Source organism: Bradyrhizobium sp. CB1015, from assembly GCF_025200925.1.
Taxonomy (GTDB): Bacteria; Pseudomonadota; Alphaproteobacteria; order Rhizobiales; family Xanthobacteraceae; genus Bradyrhizobium.
The window spans coordinates 4,308,633-4,328,182 of record NZ_CP104174.1 but is presented as its reverse complement, the minus strand read 5'-3'; the positions used below and the strand labels follow the sequence as shown (position 1 = coordinate 4,328,182).

General features: G+C 65.7%; 16 protein-coding genes. 6 read left to right on the top strand and 10 right to left on the bottom strand.

From position 1 onward, the window contains the following. Window positions 1-58: 58 nt before the first annotated feature. The 8 genes from N2604_RS19825 to N2604_RS19790 form a co-directional block, all read right to left on the bottom strand. A complete protein-coding gene (locus tag N2604_RS19825) occupies window positions 59-1,237 on the bottom strand; it encodes a TIGR03862 family flavoprotein (protein ID WP_260369952.1) in 1,179 nt (392 codons plus the stop codon). 38 nt (window positions 1,238-1,275) lie between these two features. Next, window positions 1,276-2,193, bottom strand: a complete 918-nt coding sequence (locus N2604_RS19820; protein ID WP_260369951.1) for an SDR family NAD(P)-dependent oxidoreductase — start codon at window positions 2,191-2,193, stop codon at window positions 1,276-1,278. 217 nt (window positions 2,194-2,410) lie between these two features. Continuing rightward, entirely contained in the window at window positions 2,411-2,890 is a 480-nt protein-coding gene (locus N2604_RS19815) for a MaoC family dehydratase (RefSeq protein ID WP_260369950.1), read from the bottom strand. Continuing rightward, entirely contained in the window at window positions 2,891-4,609 is a 1,719-nt protein-coding gene (locus N2604_RS19810; protein WP_260369949.1) for an AMP-binding protein, read from the bottom strand. Window positions 4,610-4,737: 128 nt separating this feature from the next. Then, a complete protein-coding gene (mmsB, locus tag N2604_RS19805; protein ID WP_260369948.1) occupies window positions 4,738-5,625 on the bottom strand; it encodes a 3-hydroxyisobutyrate dehydrogenase in 888 nt (295 codons plus the stop codon). A gap of 25 nt (window positions 5,626-5,650) precedes the next feature. Beyond that, window positions 5,651-6,715, bottom strand: coding sequence for an enoyl-CoA hydratase/isomerase family protein (locus tag N2604_RS19800; RefSeq protein WP_260369947.1), 1,065 nt, complete (start codon window positions 6,713-6,715; stop codon window positions 5,651-5,653). After that, window positions 6,712-7,857, bottom strand: coding sequence for an isobutyryl-CoA dehydrogenase (locus N2604_RS19795; RefSeq protein WP_260369946.1), 1,146 nt, complete (start codon window positions 7,855-7,857; stop codon window positions 6,712-6,714). The genes N2604_RS19800 and N2604_RS19795 overlap by 4 nt, the downstream gene beginning before the upstream one ends. 182 nt (window positions 7,858-8,039) lie before the next feature. Next, window positions 8,040-9,536 (bottom strand): CoA-acylating methylmalonate-semialdehyde dehydrogenase, encoded by a 1,497-nt coding sequence (locus tag N2604_RS19790; RefSeq protein ID WP_260369945.1) that lies wholly within the window; start codon window positions 9,534-9,536, stop codon window positions 8,040-8,042. Between the two features lie 102 nt (window positions 9,537-9,638). Here N2604_RS19790 and N2604_RS19785 point away from each other — a divergent pair, with 102 nt between their 5' ends. Then, window positions 9,639-10,562 (top strand): LysR family transcriptional regulator, encoded by a 924-nt coding sequence (locus N2604_RS19785; protein WP_260369944.1) that lies wholly within the window; start codon window positions 9,639-9,641, stop codon window positions 10,560-10,562. Window positions 10,563-10,683: 121 nt separating this feature from the next. Here N2604_RS19785 and N2604_RS19780 read toward each other — a convergent pair whose 3' ends face one another. After that, window positions 10,684-11,304, bottom strand: a complete 621-nt coding sequence (locus N2604_RS19780; RefSeq protein WP_260369943.1) for a TetR/AcrR family transcriptional regulator — start codon at window positions 11,302-11,304, stop codon at window positions 10,684-10,686. A 69-nt stretch (window positions 11,305-11,373) separates the two neighbouring features. Beyond that, window positions 11,374-11,901, bottom strand: coding sequence for a PaaI family thioesterase (locus N2604_RS19775; protein ID WP_260369942.1), 528 nt, complete (start codon window positions 11,899-11,901; stop codon window positions 11,374-11,376). A gap of 156 nt (window positions 11,902-12,057) precedes the next feature. Between N2604_RS19775 and N2604_RS19770 the strand changes: the two genes are divergently transcribed. From N2604_RS19770 to N2604_RS19750, 5 genes are all read left to right on the top strand, one after another. Then, window positions 12,058-12,828, top strand: a complete 771-nt coding sequence (locus tag N2604_RS19770; protein ID WP_260369941.1) for an enoyl-CoA hydratase — start codon at window positions 12,058-12,060, stop codon at window positions 12,826-12,828. Window positions 12,829-13,094: 266 nt separating this feature from the next. Next, window positions 13,095-14,291: an acetyl-CoA C-acyltransferase gene (locus N2604_RS19765; protein ID WP_260369940.1), complete on the top strand. Its 1,197-nt coding sequence runs from the start codon at window positions 13,095-13,097 to the stop codon at window positions 14,289-14,291. A gap of 145 nt (window positions 14,292-14,436) precedes the next feature. Then, on the top strand, window positions 14,437-15,726 hold the full coding sequence (locus tag N2604_RS19760; RefSeq protein ID WP_260369939.1) for an MFS transporter: 1,290 nt from the start codon (window positions 14,437-14,439) through the stop codon (window positions 15,724-15,726). Between the two features lie 487 nt (window positions 15,727-16,213). Then, a complete protein-coding gene (locus N2604_RS19755; RefSeq protein WP_260369938.1) occupies window positions 16,214-17,176 on the top strand; it encodes an IS110 family transposase in 963 nt (320 codons plus the stop codon). 822 nt (window positions 17,177-17,998) lie between these two features. Further along, window positions 17,999-19,474: an FAD-binding oxidoreductase gene (locus N2604_RS19750; protein ID WP_260369937.1), complete on the top strand. Its 1,476-nt coding sequence runs from the start codon at window positions 17,999-18,001 to the stop codon at window positions 19,472-19,474. Window positions 19,475-19,550 lie beyond the last annotated feature (76 nt).

The window sequence follows — 19,550 nt, the reverse complement described above, 5'->3', positions numbered from 1 at the left end:
CGTAGCCGTCACACTGAGGTGCCGGAGCGCAGCGGAGGCCTCGAAGGGCGGCGGCGTGCTAAGAACGATTCAGCCAGCCGAGCATGCCCCTGCCTGCGGCAGCCCCGGTCGCGAATGACGCCTGCAAGAGATAGCCGCCGGTCGGTGCTTCCCAGTCCAGCATCTCGCCGGCGGCGAACACACCGGGCGATTTGCGCAGCATGAAGCGCTCGTCGAGCTCGTCGAACAAAATTCCGCCCGCGGTCGAGATGGCGCGATCGATCGCGGCTACTCCGGTGAGCTGAACCGGAATCGCATTGATCAGCCCTGCGAGCTCCGCCGGCGAGAACGAAGCGAGCGGCCGGCCGGAGGCGATGGCCGCCTCCTGCATGAGGCCAATTCCGACCGGCGACAGCTGCGCCGCCTTGCGCAGGAAGTTCGCCAGCGATTGCTTGCCGCGCACGCCTGACAGCCGCGTGGTCAGCGCAGCGGCGTCGAGATCGGGCCGCAACGCGATCATCAGCGTCGCCTGCCCGAGATTCAGCACGGCCTCGCGCAGCTCCGCCGACAGCGCGTAGATCGCGCCGCCTTCGATGCCGCTGCGGGTGATCATCGCCTCTCCGCGCACTGTGTGCGCGCCGATCGTCAGCGCCACGCCCTTGAGCGGCTGGCCCTCGAAGCGGTCGCGGAACACTTTGGACCAATCGACCGTGAAGCCGGAATTGGCCGGCCGCAGCTTGGAGACGGCAATGCCCTTTGCAGCGAGGATGTCGACCCAGCCGCCATCCGACCCCAGGCGTGGCCAGCTTGCGCCGCCGAGCGCGAGCAGCGTGGCGTTTGCTTCGATAGCGGAGAGGCCTTTCGGCGTCTGAAAGATCAGCCGGCCATCGCCGTCCCAGCCGATCCAGCGATGGCGAAAAGCGAAGCGGACGCCGGCGGCGTCGAGCCGCCGCAGCCAGGCGCGCAGCAAGGGCGAGGCCTTGAACGTCTTGGGAAACACGCGTCCGCTGCTGCCGACGAAGGTTGGCTCGCCCAGCGCTTCGCTCCAGGCCCGGAGCGCATCGGGCGAAAACGCGTCGATCGCCGCTTGCAGCTTCGGTGCGGCCTCGCGGTAGCGCGCCATGAACTGCTGCAGCGGTTCGCTATGGGTGAGATTGAGCCCGCCGCGGCCGGCCATCAGGAATTTGCGCCCCGCGGACGGCATCGCGTCATAGACCGTGACGCCGGCGCCGCCTGACGCCAGCACTTCCGCCGCCATCAGCCCGGCGGGACCGGCGCCGATGACGGCGACGGCTGTCAGAGCTTGATCCCCACCCGCGCCGCGGCCTGCGCGACGTATTTCTGCGTCTGCTCGAACGCGCCCTGCAGCGCCCTGGCCTTCGACATGTCGCTGATCTCGGCGAAATGCGCGGCGATCGCATCCGGCGTCCACTCGCTCTCCGGCAGGTTGATGCCTTCGCTCTCCAGGATCCTGATCACCGCAAACGAGCCGGCACCCGCGCCCATGATGGTGCGGGTCGGCGCATCCTCGCTCAACATATACTCGACCGCGGGCGTGATCGCGTTCGGCTTCATCAGTTGCAGCGCCTGCGGCGGCAGCAGCTCTTCGGTCATGCGCGTCGCGGCGGTCGGCGAGATGATGTTGACGCGGATGTTATTCTTGCGGCCCTCCTCGGCGAGCACGTTCATCAGGCCGACCATGCCGGTTTTGGCAGCGCCGTAATTGGCCTGGCCGAAATTGCCGTAGAGGCCGGAGGACGACGTCGTCAGCACGATGCGGCCGTAATTGCGGTCGCGCATGCCGGCCCAGGCCGCCTTGCAGCAATAGAAGGTGCCGACGAGATGCACGTCGAGCACCTTCTGGAAATCGGCGACCTCCATCTTGCCGAACGACTTGTCGCGCAGGATGCCGGCATTGGCGCACAAGAGGTCGACGCTGCCCCATTCCTTGGTGGCGCGCTCGACCATGGCGGTGACCTGCTCGAAATTGGAGACGTCGGCGCCGTCGGCCATCGCGGTGCCGCCGGCTTTACGGATCTCCTCGACCACCGCTTCGGCCGGCGACAGCGAGCCGCCGGTGCCGTCGCGCGCGCCGCCGAAATCGTTGACCACGACCTTCGCGCCGCGGCTCGCCAGCCCCAGCGCGTGTGCTTTGCCGAGACCATTGCCCGCGCCGGTGACGATGGCGACGCGTCCGTCGAACCTGATTGCCATGAGTGCTTCCTTTCTTCCTTCTCCCCTTGTGGGAGAAGGTGGCGCGAAGCGCCGGATGAGGGGTTGTCTCGGCAGTTGCGCTCGCGGAGAGAGACCCCTCACCCGCCTCGCGTTCGCGAGGCACCCTCTCCCAAGGGGAGAGGGTGAGACCCCGCTTTCGTCAGGCTTTTGAGCAGCGATGGGTTGCCGGGTCAAGCCCGGCAACGACGGCACGAGCCTACTCGAAATAGATCAGGCCAAGCCAGTCGGCGACGAGCGCCGGCTTGTCCTCGCCCTCGATCTCGACCGTGACGTTGGTGCGGGACTGCAATTCGTTCGGCTTGCGGAGCTTGGCTTCCGCCAGCACGAAGCGGCCGCGCACGCGCTTGCCGGAGCGCACCGGCGAGATGAAGCGCAGCTTGTCGAAGCCGTAATTCACGCCCATCGTGGTGCCGGCGATCACAGGCATCACCTCGTAGGACATGATCGACAGCAGCGACATCGTGAGAAACCCGTGCGCGATGGTGGTGCCGAAGGCGGTTTCGTTCTTCGCGCGTTCCGGATCGACGTGGATGAACTGGTGATCCTCGATCACATCGGCATAGGTGTCGATGCGGGGCTGGTCGATCAGGTGCCATGAGGACACGCCGATCTCCTTGCCGACCATAGCCTGATAGGCCTCGAGCGTAACAGGCGGCTTCTTCCAGACTTCGTTCACTTAGGTCTCACTCCGTGTCTTCGCCAGCTCCGGAAAATCCTCCTCGCGGAATTCCCGGCCGCGCAGCGGATCAGTGCGATCGTCGTCGCGTTCGAGCCGTCGTAGCTGGACGCGGCGGATCTTGCCAGAGATCGTCTTCGGCAGCTCAGTGACGATTTCGAGGCGGCGGATGCGCTTGAACGGCGCCAGACGCGCGTGCAGGTGCCTGAAGATCGATAGCGCGGTTTCCGGCGAGCGTTCCGCGCCCGCGGTCAGCAGCACGAACGCCTTGGGGATCGCGAGCCGAATTGGATCCGGGCTCGGCACCACCGCAGCTTCCGCGACCAGCTCGTGCTCGAGCAACACGCTCTCCAGCTCGAACGGGCTGATGCGGTAGTCCGACGACTTGAACACGTCGTCGGAGCGGCCGACGAAGGTGAGATAGCCGTCCTTATCCGCAAACACCACGTCGCCACTGCGATAGAGCGCGCCATCGGCTCCGGACAATTTGCCGTCGTCGCCCTGATAGCCCTGCATCAGGCCGGCGGGACGGTCATCGCCCAGCACCAGCGTCACCTCGCCCTCTTTCGCCGGATTGCCGTCGGCATCGCTGATCTGCACGCGGTAGCCCGGCAGCGGACGGCCCATCGAGCCGACCTTGATGGGCTGGCCCGGCGAGTTGCCGGCGAGCGCCGTGGTCTCGGTCTGGCCGTAGCCGTCGCGAATGGTGAGGCCCCAGGCCGCCCGCACCTGATCGATCACTTCAGGGTTGAGCGGCTCGCCGGCGCCGCAGACCTCGCGAAGCGCGACCTTGAACGAGGCCAGATTCTCCTGGATGAACAGCCGCCACACCGTCGGCGGCGCGCACAGCGTGGTGACGCCGCAGCGGCCGATGGTGGCAAGCAGCGCCTTGGCGTCGAAGCGCGGCTGGTTGACCACGAACACGGTCGCACCCGCATTCCACGGCGCGAAGAAGCAGCTCCAGGCGTGCTTGGCCCAGCCGGGCGAGGAGATGTTGAGGTGGACGTCGCCGGGCTTCAGGCCGATCCAGTACATCGTCGAGAGATGGCCGACGGGATAGCTGCGCTGGCTGTGCCGGACAAGCTTTGGTTTTGCTGTCGTCCCCGAGGTGAAATAGAGCAGCATCGGGTCGTCGGCATTGGTCGGACCATCAGGTGCAAAACTTTCGGAAGCCTTTGCCGCCTCGTCATACGCAAGCCAACCATCGGAGGGCGCGCCGACGACAATGCGGACGACATTCTCGGCGCCTAAGCTTGCGAATTTTGCGACCTGGTCCTGCGCCGCGACCACTGCCCTCGCCTTGCCGCGATCGAGCCGGTCGCGCAGCTCGTCGGCGGTGAGCAGCGTGGTGGCGGGAATGACGACCACGCCGAGCTTCATCGCCGCAAGCATCGTCTCCCACAGCGGAACCACGTTACCGAGCAGCAGCAGGAGATGATCGCCGCGCCTCAAGCCCTGCGCGCGGAGGAAGTTCGCGACCTGGCTAGAGCGCTTCGAGAGCGTCGCGAACGATAGTTTTGTCTGGCGATCCTGCGCGGCGTCGACGATCCAGAGCGCCGGCCGATCCTTGGATTCCGCCTTTGCCGCCAGCTCGGCGTCGAACCAATCGAGCGCCCAATTGAAAGGAACCGGATCGGGCCAGCGGAAATCATTGATCGCGGCCTCGTAATCCGTGCGGTGCTGCAGAAGGAACGCGCGTGCTTCCTGGAAGGTGGTCATGGTCCGGGCCCGTCGAAATGATGTTCGAGCGTAGCCCGGATGGAGCGGAGCGCAATCCGGGGCCGGCTACGCCATTGGAAGCAGCTGTCCCGGATTTCGCTTCGCTCCATCCGGGCTACGAAGCCCCGCTATTTTCCAGCGAGGCTGCGAACGTGCTTGATAATTCCGGAAAAATCCACCCCGCCCTGGCCGGCTGCGTCGAAAGACTGATAGATCTCCTGGGCATGCTTGCCGAGCGGCGTGGCCGCGCCGGCAGCCTTGGCGGCATCCTGCGCCAGGGTGAGGTCCTTCACCATCAGCGCCGAGGCAAAGCCCGGCTTGTAATCGTTGTTGGCCGGCGAGGTCGGCACCGGGCCAGGCACCGGGCAATAGGTCGTCAGCGACCAGCACTGGCCGGACGAGGTCGAGGCGACGTCGAACAGCGCCTGATGCGAGAGCCCGAGTTTCTCACCGAGCGCAAAGGCCTCGCTGACCGCGATCATGGAAATGCCGAGGATCATATTGTTGCAGATTTTTGCGGCCTGGCCGGCACCGGCACCGCCGCAATGCACGATCTTCTTGCCCATGTTCTCGAGCACGGGCTTTGCCGCGGCAAATGCCTTGTCCTCGCCGCCGCACATGAAGGTGAGCGTTGCGCCCTTGGCACCGCCGGTGCCGCCGGAGACCGGCGCATCGACCGAGAGCACCCCGTGCTTGGCGGCGAGCGCATGCGCGGCCCGCGCGCTTTCGACGTCGATGGTGGAGCTATCGATGATCAGCGTCCCCTTGGTCATGGCGGGCACGACCTCGTTCCAGACGCCGAGCACGTGTTTGCCTGCGGGGAGCATGGTGACGACGACATCGGCGCCCTTCACCGCGGCGGGCGCGCTGTCGGCAATGCTGGCGCCATCGGCCTTGGCCTGATTGCGCGAGGCTTCGACGAGATCGAACGCCACCACCTTGTGGCCGGCCTTGACGAGGTTGGCGGCCATCGGGCCGCCCATGTTGCCGAGACCGATGAATGCGATCGTGGCCATTGTCGTTTCCTCCGCTGTCGCGTTGTTAATTGAACTTCAGCTCGTCCGCGCCGATCTCGGCGAGATAGGGCGCGAGCATCTCCGGCGTCACATCCTCGATACTCGGCGGCGACCAGGTCGGGTTGCGGTCTTTGTCGATCACGGCGGCGCGCACGCCTTCGCGGAAATCATCGCTCCGAAACACTTCCAGCGCAGCGCGGTATTCGCGCACCAGGCACTCTTCCAGGCTCGATCCGCGCGCAAGCCGCAGCAGCTTGAGCGTCACCACCATGCCGCGCGGCGATTTTTCGTTCAGCGTCTTCAGCGTGGCCAGCGCGAACTCGGAACCATCGCGCTTCAACGCAGCGAAAATGTCCTCCATGCGGTCGAAGCCGAACAACGCATCGATGATCGGCTCCCTGGCGGCGACCGGCCCCGCGGTCTCGCCGGTGGCAAAGTCGTCGATGAGCTTGCCGACACCGGCAGCGGTGGCACCAAGGCGCAGCTTGGTCAGTGCCTCGCGCAGCTCCGGCAATCTCGCCGCCGGCACGACCCAATCGGCAAACTTCGCGTGGATCGCGTCCGGCCCGTTCATGGTCTGGCCGGTCAGCCCGAAATAGGTGCCGATCTCGCCCGGCGAATGCGACAGCAGATAGGTGCCGCCGACATCGGGGAAGAAGCCGAGACCGACTTCGGGCATCGCCAGCTTGGTGCGATCGGTGACGATGCGGTGGCTGGCATGTGCTGAAAGTCCGACGCCGCCGCCCATCACGATGCCATCCATGAAGGCGACATAGGGCTTTGAAAACTTCTTGATCCGGGCATTGAGAATGTACTCCTCCCGCCACAGGATCTTGCCGAGGTCGCCACCAGCCTTCGAGCTTTCCCAGAGCGTGCGGATGTCGCCGCCGGCGCAGAGGCCGCGCTCGCCGGCGCCTTCCAGCAGGATCACGGCAACGGCAGGATCAGCTTCGAAGCGATCGAGCGCCTTGTCGATGTCGCGAAACATCTCCAGCGTGACGGCGTTGATCGCCTTGGGACGATTGAGTCTGATGATGCCGGCCGCGCCTTCGACGCGCGCGATCAGATCGCCCTCTTCCGCTCCGCTCATCGCGCGCCCTCGATCAATTTGCGCGCCACGATGAGCCGCATGATTTCATTGGTGCCTTCGAGGATCTGGTGCACGCGCAAGTCGCGCACGATCTTCTCGATGCCGTATTCGCTGAGGTAACCGTAGCCGCCGTGAAGCTGCAGCGCGTGGTTGGCGACCTCGAAGCCGACATCGGTGCCGAAGCGCTTGGCCATCGCGCACAACATGGTGGCGTCGGGGTCCTTGCGGTCGAGCGCCGCCGCGGCACGCCACAGGAAGGTACGCGCGGCCTCGAGCTCGATCGCCATGTCGGCGAGACGGAACTGCAGCGCCTGGAATTCGTCGAGGCGCTTTCCAAACGCCTTGCGCTCCTTCATGTAGGCGCGCGCCTTGTCCAGCGCAGTTTGGGCACCACCAAGAGAACACGCCGTGATGTTGAGGCGGCCGCCGTCGAGACCGGCCATCGCGATCTTGAAGCCTGTGCCCTCCTCGCTCAGGCGATTGGCCATGGGCACGCGGGCGTTCTCGAATATCACCGCGCGGGTCGGCTGTGCGTTCCAGCCCATCTTGCGCTCATTGGCGCCGAAGGAGACGCCGGGCGTCTTGCCGTCGATGACGAGGGTCGAGATGCCGCCGGGACCATCGCCGCCGGTCCTGACCATCGCGACCAGAACATCGGTGCCGCCGGCGCCGGAGATGAACTGCTTCTGGCCGTTGAGGACGTAATGATCGCCCTCGCGCACCGCGCGGGTGCGCAGGGCGGCCGCGTCCGAGCCGGCGCCCGGCTCGGTCAGGCAGTAGCTTGCGATCAGCTCCATGGTGCAGAGCTTCGGCAGCCATTGGTGGCGCTGGGTGTCGCTGCCGAAGGCATCGATCATCCAGCTCGCCATGTTGTGGATGGAGATGAAGGCCGAGGTGGTCGGGCAGCCCGTCGCCAGCGCCTCGAAGATCAACGCCGCGTCGAACCGCGTCATGGCGGAGCCGCCGACATCCTCGCGGATGTAGATGCCGCCCATGCCGAGCGTGGCGGCCTCGCGCATCACGTCGACGGGGAAATGCTTCTCCTCGTCCCAGCGCAGCGCGTGCGGCGCGATCTTTTCCGCCGCAAACGCCAGCGCCATGTCGCGAAGGACGACCTGATCCTCGTTCAGAGCGAACTGCATATCAAAGCCCCCGCCGGCTTGGATCACCTCTCCCCTGCGGGGAGAGGTCGATTTGCGCAGCAAATCGGGTGAGGGGGCGCTGCTCCGACGAAAGACCGTAACCCCTCACCCGGCACTTCGTGCCGACCTCTCCCGAAGGGAGAGGTGATTTCCCGATGCCGCTGGAGCTCACACCAATCGCACTACTTCATCAGCGGGATCGAGAACTCCGCGCCTTCCTTGACGCCGGACGGCCAGCGCGAGGTCACCGTCTTGGTCTTGGTGTAGAAGCGGATCGAGTCCGGGCCGTGCTGGTTGAGATCGCCGAAGCCCGACTTCTTCCAGCCACCGAAGGTGTAATAGGCGATCGGCACCGGGATCGGCACGTTGATGCCGACCATGCCGACGTTGACCCTGGCCGCAAAGTCGCGCGCGGCATCGCCGTCGCGGGTGAAGATGGCAACGCCGTTGCCGTAGTCATGGTCGGACGGCAGCGCCAGCGCTTCCTTGTAATCATGCGCACGCACGACCGAGAGCACGGGGCCAAAAATCTCTTCCTTGTAGATCCGCATGTCCTTGGTGACGTTGTCGAACAGCGAGCCACCGAGATAGAAGCCGTTCTCGTAGCCCTGCATCTTGAAGCCGCGGCCGTCGACGGCGAGCGTCGCGCCTTCCTTGATGCCGACGTCGATGTAGCTCTTGACCTTCTCGACCGCCTCGCGCGTGACCAGCGGGCCGTAATCGGCCGACGGATCGATCGAGGTGCCGATCTTCAAGGATTCGACGCGCGGGATCAGCTTTTCCATCAGTCGGTCGGCGGTGGCCTTGCCGACGGGGACGGCGACGGAGACGGCCATGCAGCGTTCGCCGGCCGAGCCGTAGCCGGCGCCGATCAGCGCGTCGACGGCCTGGTCCATGTCCGCGTCGGGCATGACGATGGCGTGGTTCTTGGCGCCGCCGAAGCACTGGCAGCGCTTGCCGGTCTGGGCGGCGCGCTCATAGATGTACTGCGCGATCGGCGTCGAGCCGACGAAGCCGACGGCCTTGATATCGGGATCGTCGAGAATGGCGTCGACCGCTTCCTTGTCGCCGTTGACGACGTTGAGGATGCCGGCCGGCAGGCCCGCCTCGATCATCAGCTCGGCGAGCTTCATCGGCACGCCGGGATCGCGCTCGGAGGGCTTGAGGATGAAAGCGTTGCCGCAGGCGATCGCGGGCGCGAACTTCCACATCGGGATCATCGCCGGGAAGTTGAACGGCGTGATGCCGGCGACGACGCCGAGAGGCTGGCGCATCGAATAGATGTCGATGCCGGGCCCGGCGCCTTCCGTGTACTCGCCCTTCATCAGATGCGGGATGCCGCAGGCGAACTCGACGACCTCGAGGCCGCGCTGGATGTCGCCCTTGGCATCAGGCACGGTCTTGCCGTGCTCGCGTGCGAGCAGCTCGGCGAGCTTGTCGTAGTCGCGCTGGATCAGCTCCAGGAACTTCATCATGACGCGGGAGCGGCGCTGCGGGTTGGTCGCGGCCCATTCGGGCTGGGCGGCGCGCGCGTTCTCGACGGCGGCGCGGACCTCGGCCTTCGACGCCAGCGCCACCTTGGCCTGAACGTCACCGGTCATCGGCTCGAAAACGTCGGCGGTGCGGCCAGAGGTGCCCTTGACCTCCTTGCCACCGATGAAATGTCCGATTGAACGCATGGAATGGTCTCCTTCAGGCCGAGCGTGGTCGCTTTGACAAATCCTATTGACCTGCATTTTATAGGATTCAAGTCTGAGATAATGCACCATAGATGTGCGAAAATGCTGGATCAAGGCGCTATCGATTGGGACGACTTTCGCTTCGTGCTCGCCATCGTGCGGGGCGGATCGGTCTCGGCTGCGGCAAAACAGCTGGGGGTCGACCATGCCACCGTGATCCGCCGCGTCGACCGGCTGGAGAAGCACCTCTCGGCCAAGCTGTTTGACCGGCGCAAGACCGGCTACCTGCTCACCGAGGCCGGCCAGCGCGTCGCCGACAGCGCCGAAGCCATGGAATCCACCATCGTCGCCAACCAGGAGCAGGTCGGCGGCTCCGTGGCGCGGCTGACCGGGACGGTGCGGATCGGCGCCCCTGATGGCTTCGGCACCGCCTTCCTGGCGCCGCGGCTGGCGCCGTTCGCGGACCGCTATCCCGATCTCGATCTGCAACTTGTGGCAACCGCGCGGCTGTTCAGCCTCTCCAAGCGCGAGGCCGATATCGCCATCAGCCTGACCATGCCGAAGGAAGGCCGCATCGTCGGCCGCAAGCTGCTCGACTACCGCCTCGGGCTCTATGCCGCACCTGGCTATCTCGATCGCTTCCCTGAGATCACCTCGCGGCAGGACCTGACGCAGCACCGCTTCGTCGGCTACATCGAGGAGCTCTTGTTCACGCCGGAGCTCGACTATCTGCCGCAGGTCTCGCCGCGGATCTCCGCGCGCTTTCGCAGCGCCAATCTGATCGCCCAGCTCAACGCCACCCTCTCAGGCTTCGGCATCGCCGTGCTGCCGCATTTCATGGCGAGCGATTATCCGCAGCTCGTGGCCGTGCTGCCGGAGGAGATTTCGATCACGCGGACATTCTGGATGCTGATGCACGCCGACAGCAAGGACCTGGCGCGGATCAGGGCCGTGGCGGATTACATCTCGGAGATTGTCGAGCGCGAGCGGGCGTTGTTTGCAGGGCGATTGAACGCGCGCTCGTAAGGTGGGTTAGCCGAAGGCGTAACCCACCTCTTCCGTCTCCGCGGACGAACACAGTGGTGGGTTACGCCAAGCGAATGCGCTTCGCGCAATCGCATGGCCAACCCACCCTACGGCATCCCACCTAGTTCTGCTTCGCCTTCTTCGCGGCCGCCACCTTCGGCTCACGCTTCGCGCCCTCGAGCGCGTGGTCCCGGCCCGCCTTCAGCACCTCGTCGGACAATTCGCTCGAGCCGGCGATGCGCGCCAGCAGCATGGTACCGGCCATCGTCGCCAGCGTCGCGATCGCCTGCTTGCGTGCCGCCTTGCGCGGCATGTTCGGGATGGTGTCGGTCAGGGTCTCGATCATCTCATCCAGCTTGCCGGCGAAGGCCTTGCGTGTCTTCGGGCTCTCGCGGGCGATCTCGGCGCCGAGCGCGGGAATCGAGCAGCCGTGCCCGGGATTGTCGCGATGCAGCGTGGACAGATAGCTTTCCGCGATCAGCGCCAGCCGCTTCTCCGGCGAGGCCTCGCCGGTGAGCTTGCGCCAGTGTTCCATCGAACGGTCCATGGCGTAGGCAAAGGCCTCGATCACCAGCGCCTCGCGGGAATCGAAATGCGCGTAAAAGCCGCCATGGGTCAGGCCCGCCTCCTTCATGAGATCGGCGACGCCGATGCCGTGGGCACCCTTCTCCCGCAGCCGCACCGAGGCCTTCTTCACGATGCGGTCGTGGGTTTCCTGCTTGTGTTCCCGGGAATAGCGCATGCGGATCTCATTGGATGTCGGAGATCATCTCATAACACAGAAATGGACCAGCACGTGCATTAATTCACGTTAAGACATCGGGATCATGGAAAAGGTTGCCGTCGCATGGACGGCGAGCGCCCCCTTGCCGTCGCGGACGAAACCCTCGGTATAGCTGGTCTGGCGCCCCAGCTTGATGATCTTGCCCTCGGCCGAGATCAGCCCCGAGCGAACCGACAGCGGGCGCAGATACGTCAGCTTCAGATCGAGGGTCACCGAACTTTGTCCGGCCTCGAGCCGGGTCGAGATGGCGCATCCCATGGCCGTATCGAGCAGCGCCGCTGCGGTCGCGCCGTGGAGAAGACCGACGGTGTTTTCAAGATCCTCGCGCGGCTCCAGTTCCATGACGATCCGGCCCGGCTCGACCACGGCCATGATGAACCCGATCAGCTTTGCGAAGGGCGGCGGCGGCAGCCCGCCGTCACGGATGCCCAGCATGGCATCCATGCCCGAAAGCCCCATGGCCGCCCGCGCGACCGGCGCAGGCACCTGCCAGTCCACCACGCGTTCGCGCCGTTGCGTGGGCGAAAACAGGTCGAGTTGATCATTACCAGTCATGGCAGCCTCTTTAAATGATATATATCATACTATGCCACGGACTTCAGCCTGGCAACTCCGCCGCCCTGCCCGCTTGACAAGCCGGGGCTTTCGGCCCGGAAGTGATCCCGACCGGCGCACCTTGCGCATGTCCACGAACCCTTTCGAGATCCCACGATGGAAATGCTCAACCACCATTGCGGCATCACGCGCGATGTGCGCAGCGTCGTTCATGTCGTCATCTGCAACGCCGGCCCGCTCAACATTCTCGGCTCGCCGGTGACCGACGCCGTGCGCGAAGGCCTGCAGCAGCTCGCATCCGATCGCAGCATCCGCGTTGTGGTGCTGCGCGGCCAGAGCGAGAAGAGCCTGATCGGCGGGGCCGACATCAAGGAGATGGCCGGGCTCGACCAGACATCCGCCGAAGCCTTCATCAGCCGCCTGCGCGATCTCTGCGAAGCGGTGCGCGCCTTCCCGGCCCCGGTCATCGCACGCATGCCGGGCTGGTGCCTCGGCGGCGGGCTGGAAGTGGCCGCGGCCTGCGACTTCCGCATCGCCGCGCACGATGCCCATTTCGGCATGCCGGAGGTGCGTGTCGGCATCCCCTCGGTGATCCACGCCGCGCTGTTGCCGCGCCTGATCGGCTGGGCCCGCGCGCGCTGGTTGGTGATGACGGCGGAGAACATCGACGCAGCCACTGCGCTCGCCTGGGGCCTGATCGACAAGGTCGCACCGGAGGGCGGGCTGGACGCCGAGGTCGAGCACGTCGTGACGACGCTGCTCGCATGCGGCCCCGAAGCGCTGCGCTCGCAGAAGGCGTTGCTGCGGCGATGGGAAGAGCTGCCTCTGACCGAGTCGGTGAATTTGAGCGTGAAAGTGTTCGGCGAGTCGTTTCTGACGGACGAGCCGACGCGGCTGATGGGCGCGTTTGTGAAGCGGAAGCGGTAGGATGCAGGTTTCCGTGCCCCGGACGCAGCGCAGCGCCCCCTTGGCGGTGCGCTGAGCCGGGGCCCATGCAGCGATGAGGCCGGCGCGATCTGGATCCCGGCTCTGCGTCGCAACGTTGCACGTCGCGCCGCGTCCGGGACACGGACGAGGGAGTGACCAAATCTCATCCGACCCACGACATTTTCTCACCCCTTTCGCGGTTGCATTTTTTGCGCCGCATCATATGATGACCATCATCTTACCCGTCATCGCCAGGGAGCCCCGTCATGGCCGAAGCCGCCGATCCCATCGTCATCGTCTCCGCCGCACGCACCCCGCTCGGCCGCTTCATGGGCGAATTGTCGCCGCTCCCTGCGCACAGGCTCGGCTCACACGTGATCGGTGCGGCGCTGGAGCGCGCCAAGCTTGCGCCCGAGAAGGTCGACGAGGTCTTCATGGGCTGCGTGCTGCCGGCCGGCCAAGGCCAGGCGCCGGCGCGGCAGGCGGCGCGAAGCGCCGGTTTGCCCGATGCCACCGGCGCGACCACCGTCAACAAGGTCTGCGGTTCCGGCATGAAAGCGGCCATGCTGGCGCACGACATCATCCGCGCCGGCTCGGCCGACATCGTCGTCTCCGGCGGCATGGAGAGCATGAGCAACGCGCCCTATCTGCTGGCCAAGGCGCGCGCCGGCTATCGCGTCGGCCATGACCGCATCATCGACCACATGATGATGGACGGCCTGGAGGACGCCTACGAGACCGGCCGGTCCATGGGCGATTTCGGCGAGGCCACGGCGGAAGCCTATCAATTCACCCGCAAGGACCAGGACGCCTATGCGATGGAGACGCTCAGCCGCGCCCGCAAGGCCGTCGAGGGCGGCGCGTTCAAGGCCGAGATCGCGCCGATCACGCTGACCGAAAAGGCCGGACCGCGCGTGATCGCCAATGACGAGCATCCGCTGAAGGTCGACCCCGCCAAGATCCCCGGATTGAAGCCGGCATTCCGTGCCAACGGCACCATCACGCCGGCCGCCTCCTCCGCCAATGCCGATGGCGCCGCCGCGCTGGTTCTGACGAAGCGCTCGCTTGCCGACCGGGGCGGCCTGCCTGTTCTCGCCGAGATCAAGGGCCACGCCACCCACAGCCAGGAGCCGCAATGGTTCACCACGGCGCCGATCCCGGCGATCCGCAGGCTGCTCGAGAAGGTCGGCTGGGCTGCGTCCGATGTCGACCTGTTCGAGATCAACGAGGCTTTTGCGGTGGTGGCGATGGCGGCGCAGCGCGATCTCGGCATTCCCCGCGAGAAGCTCAACGTCAACGGCGGCGCCTGCGCGCTGGGCCACCCGATCGGCGCCACCGGCGCGCGGCTGATCGTGACGCTGCTGCATGCGCTGGAGGCCAACAACCTCAAGCGCGGCATCGCCGCACTCTGCATCGGAGGCGGCGAAGCCACCGCCATCGCGGTCGAGCGGCTCGCGTCGTAACGACAGTGTCTTAAAATGAGGGAACTCTGTCATTTCAGACGAATCCGATTCGTGCCAGATTACTGGGCTCGGCGGGTTACTGACAGAGCGTTTGGCAGCAAGCACACGGTAGGTAGTCACTCTTTCGGTCTCCAAGGAAAATTCGATGGTCTCCAACTGGCTCGCGGCAGCACTGTCCCGCCGCAATATCCATTACGGCTGGGTGATGGTCGGCGTGACCTTCCTCGCCGCGCTGATCAGCGCGGGCACAGTCGGCGCGCCCGGCGTGTTCATCGTTCCGCTGCAGAAGGAGTTCGGCTGGAGCACAGCGGAGATTTCCTCTGCGCTGTCGATCCGCTTCATCCTGTTCGGGCTGATGGCGCCGTTCGCGGCCGCCCTGCTCAACCGCTATGGCCTGCGCAACGTCACGCTGGCCGCCCAGCTGATCGTGGTCTCGGCGCTCGTGCTCTCGCTCGGCATGACCGAGGTCTGGCAACTCATCGCCCTGTGGGGCGTGGTGATCGGCATCGGCACCGGCATGACCGCACTGGTGCTCGGCGCCACCATCGCCACGCGCTGGTTCGCGGCAAGGCGCGGCCTCGTCGTCGGCATCATGACCGCGAGCGTTGCCACCGGCCAGCTCGTGTTCCTGCCGCTGCTCGCAAGCCTCACCGAACGCTTCGGCTGGCGTCTCGCGCTCGGCTTCGTCTGCATCATGCTCGGCGTCTCCGCACTGGCCGTGCTGCTCGCGATGCGTGACCGCCCCAGCGACGTCGGCCTGCGGCCGTTCGGCGACGAGGGCACCGAGCCTTTGCCGGCACCGCCGGTCAGCCACGGCTCGATCACGGGCGTTGCGCTCGGCACGCTGCGCGATGCCTCGACGTCGATGGCGTTCTGGATCCTGTTCGCGACCTTCTTCGTCTGCGGCGCCTCCACCAACGGTCTCGTGCAGGTTCACCTGATCCCGATGTGCCTCGATTTCGGCATCCCGCAGGTGCAGGCGGCGAGCCTGCTGGCGGCAATGGGCATCTTCGACTTCTTCGGCACGATCATGTCGGGCTGGCTGTCGGACCGCTATGACAATCGCTGGCTCCTGTTCTGGTACTACGGCCTGCGCGGGCTCTCGCTGATCTTCCTGCCATTCAGCGATTTCTCCTTCTACGGCCTCTCGGTCTTCGCGATGTTCTATGGTCTCGACTGGATCGCGACGGTGCCGCCGACGGTGCGGCTCACCGCGCAAAAGTTCGGACCCGAGCGCGCCAATCTGGTGTTCGGCTGGATCTTCGCCGGCCATCAGCTCGGTGCCGGCACCGCGGCGTTCGGCGCAGGCTTCTCGCGCACGGCCTACCAGAGCTACCTGCCCGCCTTCTTCATCGCCGGCGCGCTCTGCGTGTTCGCGGCCTTGATCGTGCTGGCGCTGTCGCGGCAGCCGAAACTGCAGCCGGCGGCGGCTTAAGCCCAGGACTCCAGCAGGACCCGGCGCTCCGTCGAAGGACGCCGCGTCGGGGCCTGGGCGCAGACTTGCCCATGCAACATGATCCATTTCCGCAGGCATACCTTTGCAATCTCGCGACTCATTCGCCCGAGCTTTGCTCTCGTCGGTGCCCTTCTTGGTGAGAAAGGGCGCAGGGAAGGCCGGGCGCCGGCTGGCACCCGCGGTCCCGTGTGCGAGCAAGACGCGCACGGGGTGGACGACAGGTGAAGCCGGGCGTCCGGCCTTCCCTGCGCAGTTGGGTTGACGGCTTAGTCGCGCTCTTGTGTCCGCAAAATCTGCCAGAATGTGCGAACGGGCGGTTCTCACCAACCGCCCGTCGCTAGATCTGAGCCCGTTCGTGCTCAAAGGCCTGGGAGCCTGACGGGGAGCTAGGGACAGATCCGGTGTGTCTTCCTCAACCCGAACAGTTGCATGGGCTTCGAGCCCGGACGAGCAAGGAAGGGAGTGGATGATGGCACAAAACGATCGCATTGTCGTCGGTATCGATGTGGCCAAGGGCAAGGTGGATGCATGCATCCGCCCGTTGTCGCAACGGCAAACGTTCCCGAGCACCGCAGAGGGGCACCGCAAACTGGTGGCCTGGCTGCGCAAGCACAAAGTAGCCAAGGCGGTGATGGAGGCATCCGGCGGCTATGAGCGGGACTGGGCCAGGGTGCTGCGTCAGGCTGGCATCGAGGTGCGGATTGTCGATCCCAAGCGCGTGCGCAGCTTCGCCCGATCGGCCGGACGGCTCGCCAAGAACGATACGATCGACGCGGAGATGATCGCCTGGTTCGCCGAGACGTTCGACGAAGTATTGGACCAGATCCACGATGCCGCACGCGACGAGCTGGCGGCACTGGTCAAAGCGCGCAAAGCCCTGATTGATCTGAGGACCCGCCTGCAAAGCCAGAACGAACATGCGGTGCCGGGAGCGGTTCAGAAAGCCCACGCTCGCGTCTTGAAGGGCCTCGACATCGAGACGGCCAAGATCGAGGACGCCATCACCGCCACGATCAAGGCCACACCGGCATTTGCCAAACGCGCCGAGATCATCGAGAGCGTGCCGGGTCTCGGCGATGTGGCCTCTGCGGTCCTCCTTGCGGGCCTCCCAGAGCTCGGGACGGTGCGCGAGGAGGTCGCTGCCGCGTTGTTGGGAGCCGCTCCTTATGACGACGACAGCGGCAAACGGCGTGGTGAGCGCCACATCAAGGGCGGTCGGCGCTGGGTCCGCAACGCCCTCTACATGCCCTGTATCGGCGCAGCCACCCAGAGCAACCCGGTGCTCAAGGCCTACTATGAACGGCTGATCGCCAAGGGAAAGCTGAAGAAGGTTGCAGTGATTGCCTGCATGCGCAAGCTGATCGTCATTCTCAACACGATGATTGCACGCGGCGAGAAATGGGATCCCGCCCGCTACGCGTTGCGGTGAACTGATCGAGCGCGCCTCCATGCGCTCGGTCCCGGACCGAGCGCATGCCAAGCCGACAGACCGGCGAGCGGACGGGGTCAAGGCCGTCAGCCGCCGAAGGCGGGGGCGCGTCTTCGCGCCAGCCTTGAGGCCGGCCGATCGGCGGTCTACTTCAGCACAGTTGCTCCCCGGGGAGCGATGCACTATTGCCCCCGTCGCGTTGCGGATGGCTGACGCGCTGGCCCGGTTGGACCACCGCAATCACCGCAACGCTTGACGCACAGACCCCGGGCGTCAGGACCACACGATTTTGCCGTCCGCGCACATCCCCGCCCCTGTCCGCGACGGCTGGCGTGCGCTCACCATCACGGCCGAACGAGGACGCTGTCAGCGCCGTGTCGTACCGCGCGCGCCGCTGCTCACGGGGGCTTCCCGCCCTGCAGCCCGTCTCGCGCGACGATGCCGTCGCGGCCACCGCCTCCCGGCCCGCGTCTCGTGACGGTCGCGAAACGCCCCTTGTGGCGGACTGGGATGGACGAAATACGCGCTATTTCCGAAATTCGGTAAATAGGAATCTTTTTGCACTAAGGGATTGACATGGGTGTTTTGCCCGACGGGTGACGTTTTGCGGTCGATGCCCGGCGCCGTAGGGTGGCCGTCTTCTCTGCAGAAACTTCCCGACATCAGCAGTACTCTTCCCCGGTATGGAGGCAGGATTTCAAGCTGGCGCGCCACCGATTCTCAAATAGACCACATTCCCGTTAGACTCCCCGCCGCAAACGTGGACAATGCCCTCCGCACGTCACGTGCGCAGTGCACACCAAGATGCGCCAGAGGAAACAAATGCCGGCTGCCTTCCCAGCGTCCCCACCCGTCATCCCAACCGCTCCCGTGACCGCCGAGATGCGCGATGCCTTGCGCGCGATCGTCGGCGAGAAGGGCCTGATCGAGGACGAACACGGCAAGCAGCCGTTCGTAACGGATTGGCGGGGATTGCTGGTCGGCAGCGCCGGCGCCGTCGTTCGCCCTGGCAGCACCGAGGAGGTCTCGAAAGTGGTCCGGCTCTGCCATGAGCATGGCGTCGCGATCGTGCCGCAGGGCGGCAACACCGGCCTGATGGGCGGGGCGACGCCCTGGCCTGCGCACACCGGAATCGTGCTGTCGCTCGGCCGCATGAACCGCGTGCTGGAGGTCGATCCCGTCGGCTATTCGATGACGGTCGAGGCCGGCTGCGTGTTGCAGACGCTGCAGGAGACCGCAAGCCGGCACGACCGCTTCCTGCCGCTCAGCCTCGGTGCCCAGGGCTCCTGCATGATCGGCGGCAACCTCTCGACCAACGCCGGCGGCGTGCAGGTGCTGCGCTACGGCAATGCCCGTAATCTCGTGCTCGGGCTCGAGGTCGTGCTGCCGAGTGGCGAGGTCTGGGACGGATTGCGCGCGCTCAAGAAGGACAACACCGGCTACGACCTCAAGCACCTGTTCATGGGCGCCGAGGGGACGCTGGGCATCATCACCAAGGCCGTGCTCAAGCTGTGGCCGGCACGCAAGGATGTCTGCACGGCGTGGCTGGCGGTCCGCGATCCCCGCGCGGCGCTGGAAATCCTGTCCGAGGCGCACGCGGCATCCGAGGACAATGTCGGCTCCTGCGAGCTGCTCAGCCGGGCCGCCATCGACCTTTCCCTGCGCCACATTCCCGGCACGCAGGATCCGCTGAAGGCGGACACGGCCTGGTATCTGCTGCTGGAATGGTCGTCGGCGCGCCCGCGCCAGGACGGAACCGAGGGCATGTCCGGCAAGATGGAACAGTTTCTCGCCGATCAACTCGAGGCCGGCCGCGTGCTGGATGCGACGATCGCGCACACGGTCGCTCAATCGCGCAACATGTGGCGTATCCGCGAAGCCATGGCGGAGGCCTCACGCGCCGAAGGACCTGGGATCAGTTTCGACGTGTCGGTGGCGATCTCGGGGATTCCGGCGTTCATCGACAAGGGCCTCAAGGCCGTGCTCGACATTCTCCCGACCATCCGGCCCTATCCGCTCGGGCACATCGGCGACGGCAATCTGCACTTTTCGTTCATGGGGCCGAAGGGCATGGACCAGCAGACGCTAAACCAATACACGGCCGCCATCACGCGCGCCGTGAACGATCTCGTCACCTCCATGGGCGGCTCGATCTCGGCTGAGCACGGCATCGGCATGGACAAGCTCGACGAGCTCAGCCACTACCGCTCCAAGACCGAGCTCGACATCATGCGCACCATCAAACGCGCGCTCGATCCGCAGAACATCATGAATCCCGGCAAGGTGCTCCGGCTGTGATCGACTGTGGGGCCGGCCAACAATTTGTTCGGCGCTGGCGGGGCGCAAAGGTGTTGCGACCCGTCCGCGGTTCTTA

Excerpts from the sequence above, each read along its gene's own strand:
- N2604_RS19825 (WP_260369952.1), bottom strand. The coding sequence starts at position 1,237 with ATGGCGGCGGAAGTGCTGGCGTCAGGCGGCGCCGGCGTCACGGTCTAT.
- N2604_RS19780 (WP_260369943.1), bottom strand. The coding sequence starts at position 11,304 with ATGCGCTATTCCCGGGAACACAAGCAGGAAACCCACGACCGCATCGTG.
- mmsB (WP_260369948.1), bottom strand. The coding sequence starts at position 5,625 with ATGGCCACGATCGCATTCATCGGTCTCGGCAACATGGGCGGCCCGATG.
- N2604_RS19790 (WP_260369945.1), bottom strand. The coding sequence starts at position 9,536 with ATGCGTTCAATCGGACATTTCATCGGTGGCAAGGAGGTCAAGGGCACC.
- N2604_RS19755 (WP_260369938.1), top strand. The coding sequence starts at position 16,214 with ATGATGGCACAAAACGATCGCATTGTCGTCGGTATCGATGTGGCCAAG.
- N2604_RS19800 (WP_260369947.1), bottom strand. The coding sequence starts at position 6,715 with ATGAGCGGAGCGGAAGAGGGCGATCTGATCGCGCGCGTCGAAGGCGCG.
- N2604_RS19765 (WP_260369940.1), top strand. The coding sequence starts at position 13,095 with ATGGCCGAAGCCGCCGATCCCATCGTCATCGTCTCCGCCGCACGCACC.
- N2604_RS19785 (WP_260369944.1), top strand. The coding sequence starts at position 9,639 with ATGCTGGATCAAGGCGCTATCGATTGGGACGACTTTCGCTTCGTGCTC.
- N2604_RS19750 (WP_260369937.1), top strand. The coding sequence starts at position 17,999 with ATGCCGGCTGCCTTCCCAGCGTCCCCACCCGTCATCCCAACCGCTCCC.
- N2604_RS19820 (WP_260369951.1), bottom strand. The coding sequence starts at position 2,193 with ATGGCAATCAGGTTCGACGGACGCGTCGCCATCGTCACCGGCGCGGGC.
- N2604_RS19810 (WP_260369949.1), bottom strand. The coding sequence starts at position 4,609 with ATGACCACCTTCCAGGAAGCACGCGCGTTCCTTCTGCAGCACCGCACG.
- N2604_RS19760 (WP_260369939.1), top strand. The coding sequence starts at position 14,437 with ATGGTCTCCAACTGGCTCGCGGCAGCACTGTCCCGCCGCAATATCCAT.
- N2604_RS19795 (WP_260369946.1), bottom strand. The coding sequence starts at position 7,857 with ATGCAGTTCGCTCTGAACGAGGATCAGGTCGTCCTTCGCGACATGGCG.
- N2604_RS19770 (WP_260369941.1), top strand. The coding sequence starts at position 12,058 with ATGGAAATGCTCAACCACCATTGCGGCATCACGCGCGATGTGCGCAGC.
- N2604_RS19775 (WP_260369942.1), bottom strand. The coding sequence starts at position 11,901 with ATGACTGGTAATGATCAACTCGACCTGTTTTCGCCCACGCAACGGCGC.